This is a genomic window from Burkholderia sp. USMB20 (assembly GCF_000949135.2).
Classification (GTDB): Bacteria; Pseudomonadota; Gammaproteobacteria; order Burkholderiales; family Burkholderiaceae; genus Burkholderia.
Map to the genome: position 1 here is coordinate 459,237 of NZ_JTAN02000019.1, position 17,135 is coordinate 476,371.

Here is a 17,135-nt window from a genome sequence, read left to right on the forward strand (position 1 = left end):
TCGGGGTCAGGCGGGTTGCAGTTCGCGCGGCGCCGGTTGCGTGCCGCTTGCCGGAAGCGGCGGCGCGCCGTCGGCGCCGTGCACGATCTGGAAGCGGCCGTCGCCGTTCAGCGTCACCTCCGTCACGCCGACCTGGTCCTCCTCGCCGGCATGCCGGAACGTAGTGGTGATGCGCAGCTTGACGCTCGCCCGTTCGGCGGTGCCGGAACCGCGGCCGATATCCGCGCGCACGAACGCGCTCCAGCCGTCGAGCATCTGGCCGTGGTCCGCGGCAATCGTCACGTCGCCGACCGCGCCGCCCTGCCACGCCCAGTCGATCGACACCGGCGCCGACGTGCGGCCGCTCGGCCCGTCGATATACGGCCAGTCGTCGAGGGTGATGCGTTGGCCGGCCATGCGCGGCTGCCCGGCGCCGCCCGCCAGCGCGTTGGCGGGCTGGACCAGCCCGGCGAGCTGCGCGAGATCGTAGCTGCGCCCGTCGCGGCTCTCGGTGCGCCGGGTCAGGCTCACGCCGAAGCCGAACTCGCCGCCCGCTGCCGGCGGCTCGACGCCGAGCGCGTAGCCCGCGCCCGCCGCGCTGCCGCGATTGATCGTGTGGCCGAACGTGCCGCCCGAATGCATCAGCTGGATCACGCCGATGCCGGCCGCCGCCTCGTATTCCGACACGAAATCCTCGTAGGTCATGATGTAGCGGCTGCCGGTCGAGTGGGTCGGCGGCACGGTCCGCGCGCCGGGATGGCCCGGCGTGCCGACCACGCGGTCCAGCGGATCGGTGATCCGCACGAAATACGCGTCGCCGCTGCGATACATGCCCGTCACCACCACCGCATGGAAGAAGTTGACCGGCGCGCGCACGACTTCGGCGACCCAGATCGGCCCGTTCGCCTCCAGCAGCCGCCGAAAGCCTTCGGGCGCGAAGCACGCATTGGGTTCGACCGTGAGCGTCGACACCCCGGCGAACCCCGCCACCTCGGCCGGCGCCAGGCCATCGCGCATCTGGCGCTCGAGGCTGATGCAGCGCGCGAGCAGCGTCGGGTCGACGCTCTGGTTGTCGCGCCAGCCGATCACCATCGACGCGGCCGTCGCCCAGCAGCCCATGTCGGTGGGCTGCGGGGTCAGTTGCACCTCGTCCCAGTTCACCGACCAGTCGTCGGCGCCCAGCGCGCGCGCGGCGCCCGAGGCGACCGACAGCGCCTGGCTCGTGCCGAAGAAGCCGCGGCTCGGGATCGGCGCCTTCAGATGGCCGACATACGCGAGCGTTCCGGGGGCCATCGTGCCGGTCGACAGGCTGGCGAGATCGCCCGGCGGCACCCAGTGCGGCGGCACGCTGACGATCGGCCTGCCCGCGTCCTGGAACGACTGGGCGACCAGCTGCGAGCAGAAGAAGTTGTCGGTGTCGGCGCCTTCGCCGAGCTCGATGCGGCCGACGAAGCGGCGGCAGCGCTCCGCCGCGTCGCCCGACAGCAGGTCGCACGCGTGGCGGTCGATCAGGTAGCTGCCGCAGCGGACCAGCCCGACGTAGTTGAAACCGCGATCGAGGTAGCGCGCGGCGGCATCGGCAACCTGCTGCCGCTGCGTATCGGTCAGGCCCGGCACCCGGAACGCGACCGCGAGGCGCGCGTCGGCCAGCGCGTCCGCGAGCGGGCGCAACTGGACCCCGCCGGGAATCGCCTCGATCACCTGCCCGCCCTGGCCGACATAGAGCATCGCGTGGCTGACCTCCGCACCCGAGCCGGCACGAATGACGCCGGAGCCCGGATTGCCGGTGGTGCTGAGAATGATGTCGCCGATCTCCAGCGCGTCGGTGCCGATCGACAGGCCGCCGACGCCGGGATCGAGCGGAATGTCGTCGCCGAGGCCGCGCGCGGCGAGCCCCAGCGCCTGGCCGGCCGCCTGCGGCTGGCAGGTGCGGCTGGTGACCAGCCGCATGAAGTAGTCCCAGTCCCAATTGCCGTCGGGGCACGCGGTATGGCCGGTCGAGGTGTCGGCCTCGCGATGGCCCATGATCGTCGTGCGATTGATCGGCAGCTGATACTTGTCGCACAGCGACGCGACCAGCGCCGCCGAGGTTTCGTACTGGAGCTGGGTCGGCGCCAGCGCATCGAAATGCTGGACGGTGCCATTGCGACGCGGGTAGTCGGCGCCGCCGCGCTTCACCGCGATGTGTTCGATGCCGATGCTGCGCTGGTTCGAGCCCTTGCAGTGCCACGCCGTGTCGGCCTCGGAGACGAACTGGACGACTTCGCCCTCCTGCCCGACCAGGTAATGCGAACTCACCTTCGACGACGCATTGGTGAAGGTATTCACCACCTGCTGGACGGTGGGGACGTCGGCGATGTGGATGATGATGCGGTCGATCGTCTTGCTGCCGCGCCCCTCGTCGAAATTCGGGCTGGCGGCCGTGCGCGTGACGAGACTGTTCTCGCGCGCGCCCAGCGCCAGCGCGCTGGCCGTCGCGGACGGCTCGGCGGCCGCATCGTCGTCGCTGTACGGCGGCGTATCGATGCCGTAGGCCTCCGGGTCGGCGCTCAGGCCGCGCGCCCACGCAAGCGACGACGACGACGAGGTGGCGATCGTGCCCGCCGCGGCGCGCGAGACGCCGACGAAGACGCTCACCGGGCTGCCGACGCTGACGCCGGCCGACAGCGTGACGCCGACGAATTCACCGCGGGCGTTGAACAGCGCCGAGATGCCGCCGGCCGGGGCTTCGCCGACCATCACGCCGACCGTCGTGCCGGTGCCCGCGAAATCGTCGATATGGCCGCGCAGCAGGCTGATCTGGCCGGTGAGGCTCGCCGACACGATGTAGCCGAAGTCGAGCTCGCCCGACACGAAGACGCCGATGTCGTCGCCATTGGCGTCGAAGATGAGGCCGACCGCGCCCGCGCCCCCGGATTCCAGCCCGGCGCCCGCACCCGCGCCGATCGAGACCGACAGGCCGTTGCGCATCGCGACCGGCAGCAGCAGCATCAGCGACGCGGTGGCCGGATTCGCGCTCAGAATCGCGCGCAGCGCGGCCCGCTCGACGGTCGAGAGCTTGCGCGGCCGCGGCCAGGTGAAGCCGCGGCGTTCGCCCGCGAGGCGGAACCCGGCATCGTCGCTCATCCCCTGCGACACGGGTGCCGGTGCGATGGCGGGTGCCGGTGCGACGGCGGGTGCCGGTGCGACGGCGGATGCGGCGCGCGGCGGGGCGACGCCGACGCCGGCGCGGCGCGTCGCGGCGCCCGCGTTGCGGCATTGAGCGGCGGAAGCGGACCGAAGCCGTCGTCGTAATGGACGTCGTGGTGCGGCGCAGCGCCCTCGACGGCCGCTGCGGCGCGCGGGGGCGGCGCCCGGCCGGCCGGCGCCGGCACGGCGGTCGCGCCCGGCCGCGTGGCGTCGCCCGCCCAGTTCAGCAGCGGACTCCTGACGGCGGCAGCGCCGCGCGTCGGGAACACGCGGACCCGGCGCAATCCCCGGTCGCTGAGCCCCGACAGCGACACATACGGACTGTCGGCATTCGGCAGGACGTCGACCGTCCACGCATCGGCAGCGGGCGACGCCGCGGTGGCGAGGCCGAACCACAGCCGGCTCGCGCCCGCGAAGCGCGCCAGCACGGCAGGCGGCACCATGAACACCGCTTCGCCACGCGGGATCGCCAGCAGGCCGTCCTCGCGGCTGGTATAGAACGTCGACGACGTGCGCCCGTCCTTGCGCGTGAACAGCGCGGGATCGGTGGCGATCACCAGTTCCGCGACGCACGGCGCGTGGCCGACGCGAATCGTGAAGCCCAGCATCGGGAAACGGTCGGTCAGGACCATGCGGTTGGGATGGAGTTGCGCTGCCATGTCGTGTCCTCAGCTCTGGTTTTGATCGGGCTCGTCGCGACGGCCGCCGAGCATCGGCTTGCTGCGCGCATCGATCGCGCGCCGTTCGAATTCCTGCGGGGGAAGCATCTCCAGATCCGGTTCCGGGTCGCCGATGTCGGGGATTTCGTGGTGCGTCGCTTCGAACTGGGCAATCGCGCGCGCCAGCAGTTGCGCGAGCAGCTTCGCGTGCACCGGGCTGATCGCGACGCGACTCATCAACTGGACGTTGCCGGATTGCGGCTCGACCTGCCCGGCATCGATCAGGAACTCGAACGCGTTGTGCCCGACCTCGAAATAGTTCGCATAACTGGCGAGCAGCGGCCGTGTCTGGCCGGCCGGCTGGGCCGGCTCCGGCGGGGCGTCCTGGCTTGGCTCGATGACGTGCACGACGGCCTCCTTGCATGGCGACGGGCGGTCTGTCCGTTCTGCTTCGCAAGGAGCGGGCCAACGCGGGTGCGCCGGCGCAAGCACATGATTTGCCGTGGAATTTCCCGGCCGGTGCGGGATTCGGGAACGCTGCCGGGCTGTACCATGTGACAGCCCGGCTGTCACACCGATGCAGTGTTGCCGGCGTCCAGGTTGTATTTGGCCAGCTTGCGGTACAGCGTCATGCGCGACCAGTTCATCTGGCGCGCCGCTTCCATCTTGTTCCAGTTGGTCTGGCGCAGCACCGAGACCAGCCGCTCGCGCTCATGCTCGCCGGCCGAAAAATCCTGCAGGAACAGGCGCCGGAATGCCGGCGGCAGGTCGCCCAGCCCGAACGGGCGCCCTTCCGGCGCATCGATGAACAGTGCCTCGACCAGGTTACGCAACTCGCGTACGTTGCCCGGCCACCGGTAATGCCGCATGCACTCGAGCAGGGCGGGATCGGGCCGCCCCACCCGCATCGCCCGCTGCAGGTTGTGTTCGGCGACGAAGAGATCGACGATCGGCGCGATGTCCTCCGGCCGTTCGCGCAGCGGCGGTATCTCGATGCGCGCGACGTTCAGGCGATAGAACAGGTCGGCACGGAAACGGCGTTCCGCGACCAGGTCCTCCAGGCGTTCGTTGCTCGCCGCCACGATCCGGACATCGACCGGGCGCCGGCGCAGCGAGCCGACCGGCATCACCGTGCGGTCCTCGAGCAGGCGCAGCAGCTTCGCCTGGACGGCGAGCGGCATCTCGCTGACTTCGTCGAGGAACAGCGTGCCGCCGTCGGCCTCGACGAAGCGGCCGGGAAACGCGTGCTGGGCGCTGGTGAACGCGCCGCGCTCGTGGCCGAACATCTCGGATTCGAACAGGCTGTCGGGCACGGCCGCGCAGTTGACGGCGATGAACGGCTTGTCGGTCCGGGTGCTGAGGCGATGGACGGCGCTGGCGACGCGCTCCTTGCCGGTGCCGGTTTCGCCGGTCACGAGCACCGTCGTATCGGTGCGCGCGACCTTCGCCAGATAGCGGCGCAGGTCGGTCATCGCCGGGCTCGAGCCGTGCAGCCCGAGCGACGTCGCGTGAATGCCTCCGATCGTGCTCATGCGCGCGCCGCCCGGCTAGCGAACCGTTGACGGATGATGCGCAGCCCCGATGTTCATCGCCACTTCCCCCCCGCTGGATGTTGAGGAACAAGACAACCATCCTCGATGGCGATTGTTGGCACGCGTTTAATTAGTACTGTGATGCGTGTTGAATGGAGAGCCGCGTGTCACGGCGCCGGCCGATAACCAGTGTAGTTTCAATATGGAGATTCGTACAACCTGCCGACTACGCAATAACAAATATGTCATTTCACGCATTTTCATCAATTCATCCGCAATCGGGATGACGAACGGAAAGCCCGTCGCGGAATTCGGAGAATGCGTGTCGTTCACGAAGCGGGATCGGTGACTTCGCCAGTCGCGTACGTCGGTTGCGGTGAGGATGTGGCGCACGTGTCTGATGCGCGCGGAGACGGCGAGCCGCGTCGGGTTTCCGTGCCGCTCGATCGGCATGAACTGCCCGAGCGTCGAAACCCGAACCCGCAGCCTGCCGCCTCGCTGACGCATTCGCGCACGCTGCCATCGTCAATCGCGCAGATAGCCGTCGGTCGCCGAGTCCCGCATCCGGAACGACGCGAGCGCGGCAATCGCCCCCAGTGCACTCACGTACCAAAAGAATGCGGATTCGATACCGGCTGCCTTCAACGAAAGCGCCGCATACTCCGCCGACCCGCCGAATGCCGCATTGGCAATCGCGTAAGGCAACCCGACACCGAGCGTCCGCACTTCCGCCGGAAACATCTCGGCTTTCACGAGACCGCTGATCGAGGTGTACAGGCTCACGACCGCCAGCGCGGCGAGAATCAGGACGAAAGCCCACAGTGGATCGTGGACGGACTTCAGCGCCACCATCACCGGAACCGTGCCGACCGTTGCACCGACGCCGAACATCAGCATCGACGCCCGGCGCCCGATCCGGTCGGACAGCGCGCCGAACGCCGGCTGCATCACCATGAACACGACGAGCGCGGCGGTCATGATTGCACTCGCGGTCTTCGCCTGCATTCCGACGGTGTTGACGAGGTACTTCTGCATGTAAGTCGTAAACGTGTAGAACACCAGCGAGCCACCGGCAGTGAAACCCAGTACCGTTACCACGGCCCGGCCGTGCCCGCGCAGTCCTTTCAGCGTGCCAGCATCGGCCCGGTTGCGCGCATGCGCGGTCGTGGTCTCGTCGAGCGAACGACGCAACCTCATCGCGACAACCGCGCCGAGTGCACCCAGCGCAAACGGAATGCGCCAACCCCATGCGATCAGCTGATCGTGCGAAAGCCACTGCTGAAGCGCGACTACCACGACCAGGGCGAGCACCTGCCCGCCGATCACGGTCACGTACTGGAACGACGCGAAAAAGCCGCGCCGTCCCGGCTCGGCGATCTCGCTCATGTAGGTCGCGCTGGTGCCATATTCCCCGCCGACCGATAGCCCCTGCATGCAACGCGCGGCGAGCAGCAGCGCCGGAGCGAGCGCGCCGACTTGCGCGTACGTCGGCAGCACGGCGATCGCCAGCGACCCGCCGCACATCATCAGCACCGACAGGACCATCGCCCGCTTGCGGCCATGGCGATCGCCGATGCGCCCGAACAGCCAGCCGCCGACCGGGCGCATCAGAAAGCCGGTCGCGAACACGCCGGCCACATTGAGCAGCTGCGTCGTCCTGTCACCGGCAGGAAAGAACGCATGCGCAAAGTACAACGAGCAGAACGAATAGACGAAGAAATCGAACCACTCGACCAGGTTGCCCGACGAAGCGCCGACGATCGCCCGAATGCGTCGCCGGGAATCCGCCGGCGCGCCGACCGCGTTCGGCCGCAGGGTATTGGTTTCCATTGCTTGGTGTCTCCAGATCCATGTTGTCCCGCGGTCCGGTCTGATGCCGCGTCGGGAGGATTTGCGTACCGCTGCTAGCGCATCACGAACGGATTCCCCGTCGGCGCGCCCGTGTTGATCCACACGCTCTTCGTCTGCAGGTATTCGTCGATCGCGCCGATGCCGTTCTCGCGTCCGAGCCCCGAATCCTTGTAACCGCCGAACGGCGACATGAAGCTCACCGCGCGATACGTGTTCACCCACACGGTGCCCGACTCGATGCGCTCGGCCATCCGGAACGCGCGGCCGATGTCGCGCGTCCACACGCCCGCGCCGAGCCCGAAGCGCACGTCGTTCGCGAGCGCGACGGCCTCCTCTTCCGTATCGAAGCGGATCACCGACAGCACCGGCCCGAATACCTCTTCCTGCGCGATGCGCATGTCGTTGCGCACGCCGGTGAAGATCGTCGGCTCGACGAACCAGCCGTTGCCGCATTCGACACGCGCCGCCGCGTGGCCGCCGAGCGCAAGCTGCGCACCTTCGTTGCGTGCAATGTCGATGTAGCTCAGCACCTTGTCGTATTGCGCCCGCGTCGTGACGGGGCCGACCTGCGTGCCCGCATCCATCGGGTCGCCCATCCGCGCGGTGCGTGCGAGCGCGACCACGCGTTCGACGACCTCGTCGTGGACTCGCGCTTGCACGAGCAGCCGCGAGCCCGCGATGCAGGTCTGGCCGGTCGCGGCGAAGATGCCCGATACCGCGCCGTTCACCGCATCGTCGAGATTCGCGTCGTCGAACACGATGTTTGGCGACTTGCCGCCGAGTTCGAGGCTCACGTGCTTGAAGTCGCGCGCGGCCTGCTCGTTGATGCGGCGCCCGGTCGAATCGGCGCCGGTGAACGTCACCTTGCGCACCAGCGGATGCGCGACCAGCGCACTGCCGACTTCGTTGCCGAAGCCGGTCACGACGTTGACCACGCCGCGCGGAAAGCCGACCTCGTGCAGCAACTCGACGAACTCGAGCGTCGACGCCGACGTGAACTCGGACGGCTTGATCACCGCCGTACAGCCGGCCGCGAGCGCGGGCGCGAGCTTCCACGCGAGCAGCATCAGCGGCGAATTCCACGGCGTGACGATCGCGACCACGCCGAGCGGCTCGCGTCGCGTGAAATTGAAGTAGCCAGGCTTGTCGAGCGGGATCACGTCGCCCTGGATCTTGTCCGCGAGGCCGCCGTAATAGCGATACCACTGCGGCAGATACGTGAGCTGACCGCGCATCTCCGCGTACAGCTTGCCGTTGTCGCGCACCTCGATCGCGGCGAGGCGCTCGGCGTGCTCGGCGATGCGGTCGGCGAGCCGGCACAGCAGCTGGCCGCGCGCGGTCGCGGACATCTCGCGCCATGCGCCGGCGACGAACGCACGATGCGCGGCGCGCACTGCGACATCCGCATCAGCCTCGTTGCCGCGCGCCAGCTCGGCCCACGGCTGGCCGGTAAACGGATTGTCGGTGTTGAACCATTGACGGCTGTCGGGCTCGCGCCGTTCGCCGTCGATCAAGTGAAGGTAGCGTTGCATGTCCGGCTCGCTGAAATCGGTGTGAATCGCCCGGACCGCTACCGGATGCACGCATTCGGCAGCGGTCCCGGCACGGCGGTCGCCGCCGTTCGACGGGAACGACGAGATTGCGTCGAACGACGGCGTGTCAAGCGCACTCAGAACGGCGCGTAACCGAGTGCTTCGCGGAAGCGGTTCTTCACGTACACGCCGTCGCGCGGCGGCAGCGCGCGCGGCGGCTCGTCCGCGCGGATGTGAACCTGGGCAAACACCGGCCCGCTGCGCGCATTCACGCGCTCGACGATCTGCGTGTAGTCGCGCGCGTCGCGTACCGCGAACGAATCGGCGAGCCCGAAGCCCTTCGCGACCGCAACGAGATCGGTGCCGAGGCTCGAATGGCTCTGCTGCATGCCGGTTTCGCCGTAATGACCGTTATCGAGCACGACGATCGTCAGGTTGTTCGGCTGCTTCGCGCCGATCGTCCCGAGCGCGCCGATCCCCATCAGCTGTTCGCCGTCGCCGGTCACGACGATGACCGGCTTCTCCGGCTGCGCGAGCGCGAGGCCGAGACCGAGCGCCGCCGCGCCGCCCATCGCGCCCCACAGATAGAAATTGCCGACGCGATCGCCCGCCGCGAACACGTCATACGAGGCCGAACCGAGGCCGCTGACGACGAGCGCGTCCGGCGCGCCGGCCAGCAGGTTCCGGACGAACGCACGGCGCTCGATGGTCTGGTTTTGTTGCTCGCTCATTATTTCCGCTCCCACTTCTTGCGACCGATCAGGCTCTGCGACAGCAGCACGGCAACCTGCTCGCCGGCTTCGAAGGCGGCGTCGAACCCCGCACTGACGATTTCCTCGACGTCCTCCGGGCGGTCCGCGCGCAGCACCGTGATGCCCATCAGTTCGAGCGCGGCCTGCGTCGTCTTGCCCATCGGACCCTGCCACGGATTGAATTCCGCGTATTCGCCGCGCATCGTCACCAGCGTGAAGAACGGAAAATTGCAACTGCGTAACAGCGAGAACATGTTCACGCAATTGCCAACGCCGCTGCTCTGCATCAGCAGCACCGCGCGCTGGCCGCCGAGCCATGCACCGCTCGTCAGCGCCACGCCTTCCTCCTCGGTGGTCAGCGCGATGGCTGCGATTTCATCGTCCGCGATCGCGCTGCGGATCACCTGCGTATGTCCGGCGTCCGGCACGTAGGCGATCTGCTTCACGCCGCCGGCCTTCAGAACGGAAAAGATGGACGTCTGCCATGCCGGCTCATGTCCCGTTGCGGTACTCATCGGTTGCGCTCCTTCACGAAGTTGTTTCAGGAATCATAAAATGCGATTACTCTCACGCAGAAATAGAGTTTCCTGATACACGGATCACGATTCGGCATGGACATCAAGCAATTGCGCGCGCTGCTGGCCGTCGCGGAAACCGGCAGCGTCACGCGGGCAGCCGACGTGCTGCACATCGTGCAGCCCGCCGTGTCACGCCAGTTGAAGCTGCTGGAGGAGGACGTCGGGATCGCGCTGTTCGAGCGCGGTCGATACGGGATGGAACTGACGGAATCCGGCGAGATCCTGGTCGAGCATGCGCGGCGCGCGCTGCTCGAGCTCGACCGCGCGCGGGCGGAAATCCAGCCGTCGGACGCGCGGATCTCCGGCATCGTGACGATCGGCCTGCTGCCGAGCACGGCCGACCTGCTGGCCAGCCCGCTGCTGACCGCCGTGAAGGCGCGGCATCCGTCGGTCAGCCTGCGGGTGTCGGTCGGCTACGCCGGCCATTTGCGCGACTGGCTCGAAGCCGGGGAAATCGACGCGACGCTGCTGTACAACCCGAAAGCCACGCCCACCATCCAGGTGCAGCCGCTGCTCGGCGAGAGCCTGTGCGTCGTCGGGCCGCGCTCGTCGGACCTTGCGCCCGACCGGCCGCTCGCGCTCGCGGACATCGCCGCATGGCCGATGATCCTGCCGAGCGCGCCGCACGGCATCCGCAACATGCTGGAGCAGGCGCGCCCGGGCGCCGGCGCGACGCTCGACGTCGTTGCGGAAACGAATGCGATGAGCGTGCAGAAGAGTCTCGTCGCGCGCGGGCACGGCTTCACGATTCTGCCCAGCATCGCGGTCACGGAAGATATCGCGCGGGATGCGCTGCGCGCGGCGCCGCTGTCCGATCCGGGGCTGCAGCGCACGATCGTGCTGGCGTTGCCGAATACGCGCCGGATCGCGGCGGCCGTGCGGGCGGTTACCGCGCTGCTCGTCGACGAGATGCGCGCCGCGGTCGAACGCGGCGACTGGCCGTCCGCACACTGGCTCGCTGACTGAACCCGCGAAGGTCGCCCGTCACGACGGCGCGGATTCGCCCTCGCGCAGCGTGATGCCCGTCCACGCGCCGCTTGCGGCCAGTTCGCCGATCAGCTCGACGATCGCTTGCCGCACGGCGAGCGCGGCGGAATTGACGGGAGACGTGTTCGACCAGCACAGGCTCGCGGGCCGGCGGATCTCCGGCTCGACGATCCGGCGCATCTTCGGCCGGCTGGACGGCTCGCGCGACGCCAGCGCGGACGCCGGCAGGATCGTGCACGCGAGGCCCGACTGCGCGAGCGAGATCATGGTCGGCAGCGAGTCGATATCCGCGATGATGTTGAGCGGCACCTCCTCGCGCGCGAACGTGCGTTCGAGCAGCAGGCGCAGCCCGTTCTGCACGCCCGGCGCGACGAGCGGCACGCCGGCGAGCGACGCGAGCGGGCAGGTTCGCGCGCGCGACGGCACCGCGCCGCCCGGCTCGCCGAGCAGATACAGCACCTCGTCGAACAGCGGCATCGCGGTGATGCCGGTCGTGTTGGATTCGCGGAACAGGATCGCGAGGTCGAGCCGCCCGTTCGCCAGCAGCTCGTTGATGAAGCCGCTCATGCTCTCGATGTACTGCAGCCGGATGCCCGGATAACGCGCCCTCACGCGCTCGAACAGCGGCACCGCGAGGATCGACGTCATCGTGGTCGGGAAACCCACCGCGACCGTGCCCGACTCGCTGCCCGCGCCTTCCCGCACTTCCTGGCGCAGTTGCTCCATCTGCCTGAGCACGAGCCGCGCGTGACGGTACAGCGCCTGCCCGGCCGCGGTCGGCTTCACGCCCTGCGGGCTGCGCACCAGCAGCGTGACGCCGATGTCGCCCTCGAGCTTCGCGATCTGCTGGCTCAGCGACGGCTGCGCGACGAACAGCTTTTCGGCCGCCTTCCCGAGGCTCCCGTATTCCACGATGCTGACGAAGTAACGGAGCTGGCGGATGTCCATGGCGGTTCGTTCGATGCGAAAGCCATAGGATACCCCTATGACCGGCACATCCAAACGGTATTTCCGCCGCGCCTGCGCTTCACCTAAAGTCACTTCATGCCAAGTCAGAACAGCCGGCCCGCCCGGCGATGGAGGTGACAGTGAACGCTCCCCGGTCGCATGCCAGCGACGATGTCCAACAGGTCGCGACCGACCTGATCAGCGCCGAACGTGCGGTCGCCTTCGCGGCCACGCTAGACCATCCGGTCGTTCCCGCCGTGGGCGACGCGTTGCTGCCCGCCTGGCACTGGCTGTATTTCTGGTCGATCGCGCAGCAGGCCGAGCTCGGCCCGGACGGCCATCCGCGCACGGGCGGCTTCCTGCCGGACCTCGGGCTGCCGCGGCGCATGTGGGCCGGCGGCCGGCTGACGTTCGAACGCCCGCTGACGATCGGCGCGATCGCGACGCGCACGTCGCGCATCCTGTCCGTCGAACGCAAGGAAGGCCGCACCGGCACGCTCGGCTTCGTGACCGTCGAGCACGTGATCGAATCCGCGGGTGAAGTCGCGATCCGCGAGGAACACGACATCGTCTATCGCGGCGCGGCCGCGCCCGGCGCCGCCACGCCCCCGCCGAAGGCCGCGCCCGACGCCGCGCAATGGCAGCGCGACATCACGCCGGACGAAGTCATGCTGTTCCGCTATTCCGCGCTGACCTTCAACGGCCATCGCATTCACTACGACCGCACCTACGTGCGCGACGTCGAAGGTTATCCGGACCTCGTCGTGCACGGCCCGCTGATCTCGACGCTGCTGCTCGACCTCGTGACGCGCTCGCTGCCCGGCGCGACGATCGTCGAATACGCATATCGCGCGGTACGGCCGACCTTCCTCGGCAACACCTTCAGCGTGTGCGGCCGCCTCGCCGACGACGGCGAGACCATCGAGCTCTGGGCAAAAGATCACGACGGCTGGCTGACCATGTCCGCAACCGCGACCCTCGCATAGGGCCCATTCCAAGCATTCCCCGATACGAAACATGAATCCTACCGACGCGTACCAAGACATTCGCGAAGCCGTTCGCGACCTGTGCGGCGAGTTTCCCGCCGAGTATTTCCGCAAGATCGACGAGGAACGCGGTTATCCCGAAGCGTTCGTCGACGCGCTGACGAAAGCCGGCTGGCTCGCCGCGCTGATTCCGCAGGAATACGGCGGCTCCGGCCTCGGCCTGACCGAGGCATCGGTGATCATGGAGGAAATCAATCGCGCGGGCGGCAACTCCGGCGCGTGTCACGGCCAGATGTACAACATGGGCACGCTGCTGCGCCATGGCTCGGCCGAGCAGAAACAACGCTATCTGCCGAAGATCGCGAGCGGCGAGCTGCGCCTGCAGTCGATGGGCGTGACCGAACCGACCACCGGCACCGACACAACGAAGATCAAGACGACGGCGGTACGCAAGGGCGATCGCTACGTGATCAACGGCCAGAAGGTGTGGATCTCGCGCGTGCAGCACTCCGACCTGATGATCCTGCTCGCGCGCACCACGCCGCTGTCGGACGTGCAGAAGAAGTCGGAAGGGATGTCGATCTTCATCGTCGACCTGCATCACGCGATCGGCAACGGGATGACGGTGCGCCCGATCCCGAACATGGTGAATCACGAGACCAACGAGCTGTTCTTCGACAACCTCGAGATTCCCGCGGAGAACCTGATCGGCGAGGAAGGTCGCGGCTTCAAGTACATCCTCGACGGACTGAACGCCGAGCGCACGCTGATCGCAGCCGAATGCATCGGCGACGGCTACTGGTTCGTCGACAAGGTGTCGCAGTACGTGAAGGATCGTGTCGTGTTCGGCCGCCCGATCGGCCAGAACCAGGGCGTGCAGTTTCCGATCGCCCGCTCGTTCATCAACGTCGAGGCGGCGAGCCTGATGCGCTTCGAGGCCGCGCGCCGGTTCGACGCGCACGAGCCGTGCGGCGCGCAGGCGAACATGGCGAAGCTGCTCGCGGCCGATGCGTCGTGGGAAGCCGCGAACGCGTGCCTGCAGTTCCACGGCGGCTTCGGCTTCGCATGCGAATACGACGTCGAACGCAAGTTCCGCGAAACGCGCCTGTACCAGGTCGCGCCGATCTCGACGAACCTGATCCTGTCGTACGTCGCCGAGCACATCCTCGGCCTGCCGCGTTCGTTCTGACGGGAGTGACGAGCATGCGCCCACTGGAAGGCATCAAGGTCGTCACGTTCGAGCATGCGATCGCCGCGCCGTTCTGCACGCGCCAGCTCGCCGATCTCGGCGCGCGCGTGATCAAGGTCGAACGGCCGGGCGTCGGCGATTTCGCGCGCGGCTACGACGAACGCGTGTCGGGACTCGCGTCGCACTTCGTGTGGACCAACCGCTCGAAGGAAAGCCTCACGCTCGACGTCAAGCAGCCCGCGGCGCTCGACGTCGTGCACAAGCTGCTCGCGGATGCCGACGTGTTCGTGCAGAACCTCGCACCCGGCGCGACCCAGCGGCTGGGGCTCGATTACGACACGCTGCGCGAGCGCTATCCGCGGCTGATCGTCTGCGACATTTCCGGCTACGGGCTCGACGGGCCGTTCCGCGACAAGAAGGCGTACGACCTGCTGATTCAAAGTGAATCCGGATTCCTGAGCATTACCGGATCGAACGGCGAGCCGGCCAAGGCCGGCTGCTCGATCGCCGATATCGCCGCCGGCATGTATGCGTATACGAACATCCTCGCCGCGCTGATCGAGCGCGGGCGCACCGGGCGCGGCCGGCACATCGACGTGTCGATGCTCGAAAGCATGGTCGAGTGGATGAGCTATCCGCTCTACTACGCGATCGACGGCCAGTCGCCGCCGCGGCAGGCCGGCGCGTCGCACGCGACGATCTTTCCGTACGGCCCGTTCAGGGCCGGCGACGGCAACACCGTGATGCTGGGCCTGCAGAACGAGCGCGAATGGAAGCGCTTTTGCGAGACCGTGATCGGCATGCCCGAGCTGGCGGCCGACGAGCGCTTCGGGTCGAACAGCCGCCGCGTCGCGAATCGCGACGCGCTCGCGGCCATCATCGTCGATGCGTTCTCGACGCTGACGTCCGCCGACGTGATCGACCGGCTCGAGCAGGCCGGCATCGCGAACGCGCGGATGAACGACATGCACGGCGTCTGGACGCATGCGCAACTCGCCGCGCGGCATCGCTGGACGCGGGTCGACACACCGGCCGGCGAGATTCCTGCCCTGCTGCCGCCCGGCGTCGCGCCGGGCGACGATCCGCGCATGGACCCGGTGCCGGCGCTCGGCCAGCATACCGATGCCGTGCTGCGCGAGCTCGGCTATGCCGATGAACAGATTCACACGTTGCACGCATCCGGTGCCGTCTGACCGGGCCTTGCCGCGCTGATCGAAGCGCGCCCCCCACCTACGTTTCGAAGCGTCTCCGCGTCCGGCCACGGACGCGAGAGCGCCACATGACTGGAGACATCATGGCGAACACCGTCAATGCCGCCGGCCGGCTCGACCGGCTGCCGATTTCAAGGTTTCACTGGAAGATACTCGGCCTGATCGCCGGTGGCGCGTTCCTCGACGCGTTCGACATCTATCTCGCCAACGGCTCGGTCGCGGCGATGGTCAAGGAGGGATTCACCGACCTGCGGCATGGCGCGATGTTCGTGTCGTCGACGTTCGTCGGGATGATGATCGGGGCGTTCGTCGCGGGTTACGTCGGCGATCGGCTCGGGCGGCGCTATTCGTATCAGCTCAATCTGGCCGTGTTCGGGCTGGCTTCGATCGCCGCGTGTTTCGCGCCCGATATCGCGTGGCTGATCGTGCTGCGTTTCATCATGGGAATCGGGCTGGGCGCGGAACTGGTCGTCGCGGCCGGGACGCTCGCCGAGTTCGTGCCGCCCGAGACGCGCGGCAAGTGGGTGTCGCTGCTCGCGATCATCACCAACAGCGGGCTCTTCGCGGCGCTGGCCGCGGGGTACTGGATCATTCCTTATCTCGGCTGGCGGTACATGTTCGCGCTGGCGGGCGTCGGCGCGCTGGTCGTCTGGTTCATGCGCAAACGGATGCCGGAGTCGCCGCGCTGGCTCGAATCGGTCGGGCGGCTCGACGAGGCCGAGGCGACGCTTGCCGCGATCGAGCAGGAGGTCGGCCGGCAGGTCGGCACGCTGCCGCCCGTGCGGCGCACCGTCGACCTGCATGTCGGCAAGGTGCCGCTCGGCGTGCTGTTCTCGAAGGGGATGCGGGGCCGGACGATCGTCGCGGCGTTGACCGCGATCGGTGTGAACGTCGGGCTCTACGGCTTCATTGCGTGGCTGCCGACGTTCTTCGTCACGGAGGGATTGTCCGTCGTCAAGTCGCTCGGGTTCGTGTTCCTGATGTCGATCGGCTCGCCGGTCGGCGGGTTGATCGGCTATCTGATCGCGGATCGGATCGGGCGGGCCAAGGGCATCGTGATCGCGTCGATTCTCAGCATCGCGCTCGGCTGGCTGTATGTGTCGCTTCGCGATACCACCGCGATCATCGTGGTCGGCTTCTGTCTCGTCAGCGCGATCTACACAATTACGACGCTCGGGCTGTTCGGCTACATTCCCGAACTGTTCCCGACCGAAGTGCGGCTGCGCGGCACCGGTGTCGCGGGGATGTGCGGACGGATGTCGTCGATCGGCACGCCTGCGCTGGCCCTGGCGCTTTACCAGGCGTTCGGCGTATCGGGCGTGATCGCGATGGTCAGCGCGACGCTCGGCGTGCTGTGTGTCGCGATCGGGCTGCTGCGCGTCGAAACCGGAGGGCAGGCGCTGGAGGAAGTCGCGCCGGGGATGCAGGACGCGGAGGACACCGCGGTCCACTCCGGCGTCAGGCAAGCCTGATTGCCGGCGGCGGCGAATATTCGGCGCTCGCTGCCGGGCGCCGGCGGCGAGCGGCGAGCGGCGAGCGGCGAGCGGCGAGCGGCGAGCGGCGAGCGGCGAGCGGCGGTGCGACGTCCCGGACAAACAAGGGTTTCGCGTGGATTTCCTCTGATGTCCGCGTTCGCCGCCTTCTTCAAGCGCACCCGCATGTTGAACGACTGCACCGCCGCGCCAATCGCGCGTCAGACAGGAAGGTTCAAGCTCGACGTGGCGCGTGAAGGTCCGCCCCGT

Annotated in this window: 14 protein-coding genes; 5 read left to right on the forward strand and 9 right to left on the reverse strand. The window is 68.1% G+C overall.

The features are described from left to right. Window positions 1–6: 6 nt before the first annotated feature. The 8 genes from PL79_RS26610 to PL79_RS26645 form a co-directional block, all read right to left on the reverse strand. Entirely contained in the window at window positions 7–3,105 is a 3,099-nt protein-coding gene (locus PL79_RS26610; RefSeq protein WP_235879338.1) for an N-acetylmuramoyl-L-alanine amidase, read from the reverse strand. Then, window positions 3,102–3,827, reverse strand: a complete 726-nt coding sequence (locus tag PL79_RS26615) for a hypothetical protein (RefSeq protein WP_135801151.1) — start codon at window positions 3,825–3,827, stop codon at window positions 3,102–3,104. Before PL79_RS26615 ends, PL79_RS26610 begins: the two co-directional genes overlap by 4 nt. A gap of 9 nt (window positions 3,828–3,836) precedes the next feature. Beyond that, window positions 3,837–4,235, reverse strand: a complete 399-nt coding sequence (locus PL79_RS26620) for a DUF3467 domain-containing protein (RefSeq protein ID WP_044846913.1) — start codon at window positions 4,233–4,235, stop codon at window positions 3,837–3,839. A 161-nt stretch (window positions 4,236–4,396) separates the two neighbouring features. After that, window positions 4,397–5,359, reverse strand: a complete 963-nt coding sequence (locus PL79_RS26625; RefSeq protein WP_044846914.1) for a sigma-54 interaction domain-containing protein — start codon at window positions 5,357–5,359, stop codon at window positions 4,397–4,399. 525 nt (window positions 5,360–5,884) lie between these two features. Continuing rightward, window positions 5,885–7,189 (reverse strand): MFS family transporter, encoded by a 1,305-nt coding sequence (locus PL79_RS26630; RefSeq protein WP_044846915.1) that lies wholly within the window; start codon window positions 7,187–7,189, stop codon window positions 5,885–5,887. 74 nt (window positions 7,190–7,263) lie between these two features. Next, the gene (locus PL79_RS26635; RefSeq protein WP_044846916.1) at window positions 7,264–8,742 is read right to left on the reverse strand and encodes an aldehyde dehydrogenase; all 1,479 of its coding nucleotides are present in this window, start codon (window positions 8,740–8,742) and stop codon (window positions 7,264–7,266) included. Window positions 8,743–8,879: 137 nt separating this feature from the next. After that, window positions 8,880–9,473, reverse strand: coding sequence for a thiamine pyrophosphate-dependent enzyme (locus PL79_RS26640; RefSeq protein ID WP_044846917.1), 594 nt, complete (start codon window positions 9,471–9,473; stop codon window positions 8,880–8,882). Next, window positions 9,473–10,009 carry a thiamine pyrophosphate-binding protein gene (locus PL79_RS26645; RefSeq protein ID WP_044846918.1) on the reverse strand — a complete coding sequence of 179 codons (537 nt, stop codon included), beginning with the start codon at window positions 10,007–10,009 and terminating at the stop codon, window positions 9,473–9,475. The genes PL79_RS26640 and PL79_RS26645 overlap by 1 nt, the downstream gene beginning before the upstream one ends. A gap of 96 nt (window positions 10,010–10,105) precedes the next feature. On the opposite strand from PL79_RS26645, the gene PL79_RS26650 reads away from it, so the two are divergent. Further along, complete coding sequence (locus PL79_RS26650) at window positions 10,106–11,038, forward strand: LysR family transcriptional regulator (protein ID WP_044846919.1); 933 nt, start codon at window positions 10,106–10,108, stop codon at window positions 11,036–11,038. An 18-nt stretch (window positions 11,039–11,056) separates the two neighbouring features. On the opposite strand, the gene PL79_RS26655 is transcribed toward PL79_RS26650, so the two are convergent. Beyond that, a complete protein-coding gene (locus PL79_RS26655) occupies window positions 11,057–12,007 on the reverse strand; it encodes a LysR substrate-binding domain-containing protein (RefSeq protein WP_044846920.1) in 951 nt (316 codons plus the stop codon). 128 nt (window positions 12,008–12,135) lie between these two features. Here PL79_RS26655 and PL79_RS26660 point away from each other — a divergent pair, with 128 nt between their 5' ends. From PL79_RS26660 to PL79_RS26675, 4 genes are all read left to right on the forward strand, one after another. Further along, complete coding sequence (locus tag PL79_RS26660) at window positions 12,136–12,993, forward strand: FAS1-like dehydratase domain-containing protein (RefSeq protein ID WP_044846921.1); 858 nt, start codon at window positions 12,136–12,138, stop codon at window positions 12,991–12,993. A gap of 31 nt (window positions 12,994–13,024) precedes the next feature. After that, entirely contained in the window at window positions 13,025–14,182 is a 1,158-nt protein-coding gene (locus PL79_RS26665; RefSeq protein ID WP_044846922.1) for an acyl-CoA dehydrogenase family protein, read from the forward strand. Between the two features lie 14 nt (window positions 14,183–14,196). Continuing rightward, entirely contained in the window at window positions 14,197–15,375 is a 1,179-nt protein-coding gene (locus PL79_RS26670) for a CaiB/BaiF CoA transferase family protein (RefSeq protein ID WP_044846923.1), read from the forward strand. Window positions 15,376–15,476: 101 nt separating this feature from the next. Beyond that, window positions 15,477–16,865, forward strand: a complete 1,389-nt coding sequence (locus tag PL79_RS26675) for an MFS transporter (RefSeq protein ID WP_044846924.1) — start codon at window positions 15,477–15,479, stop codon at window positions 16,863–16,865. The last annotated feature ends 270 nt before the right edge of the window (window positions 16,866–17,135 follow it).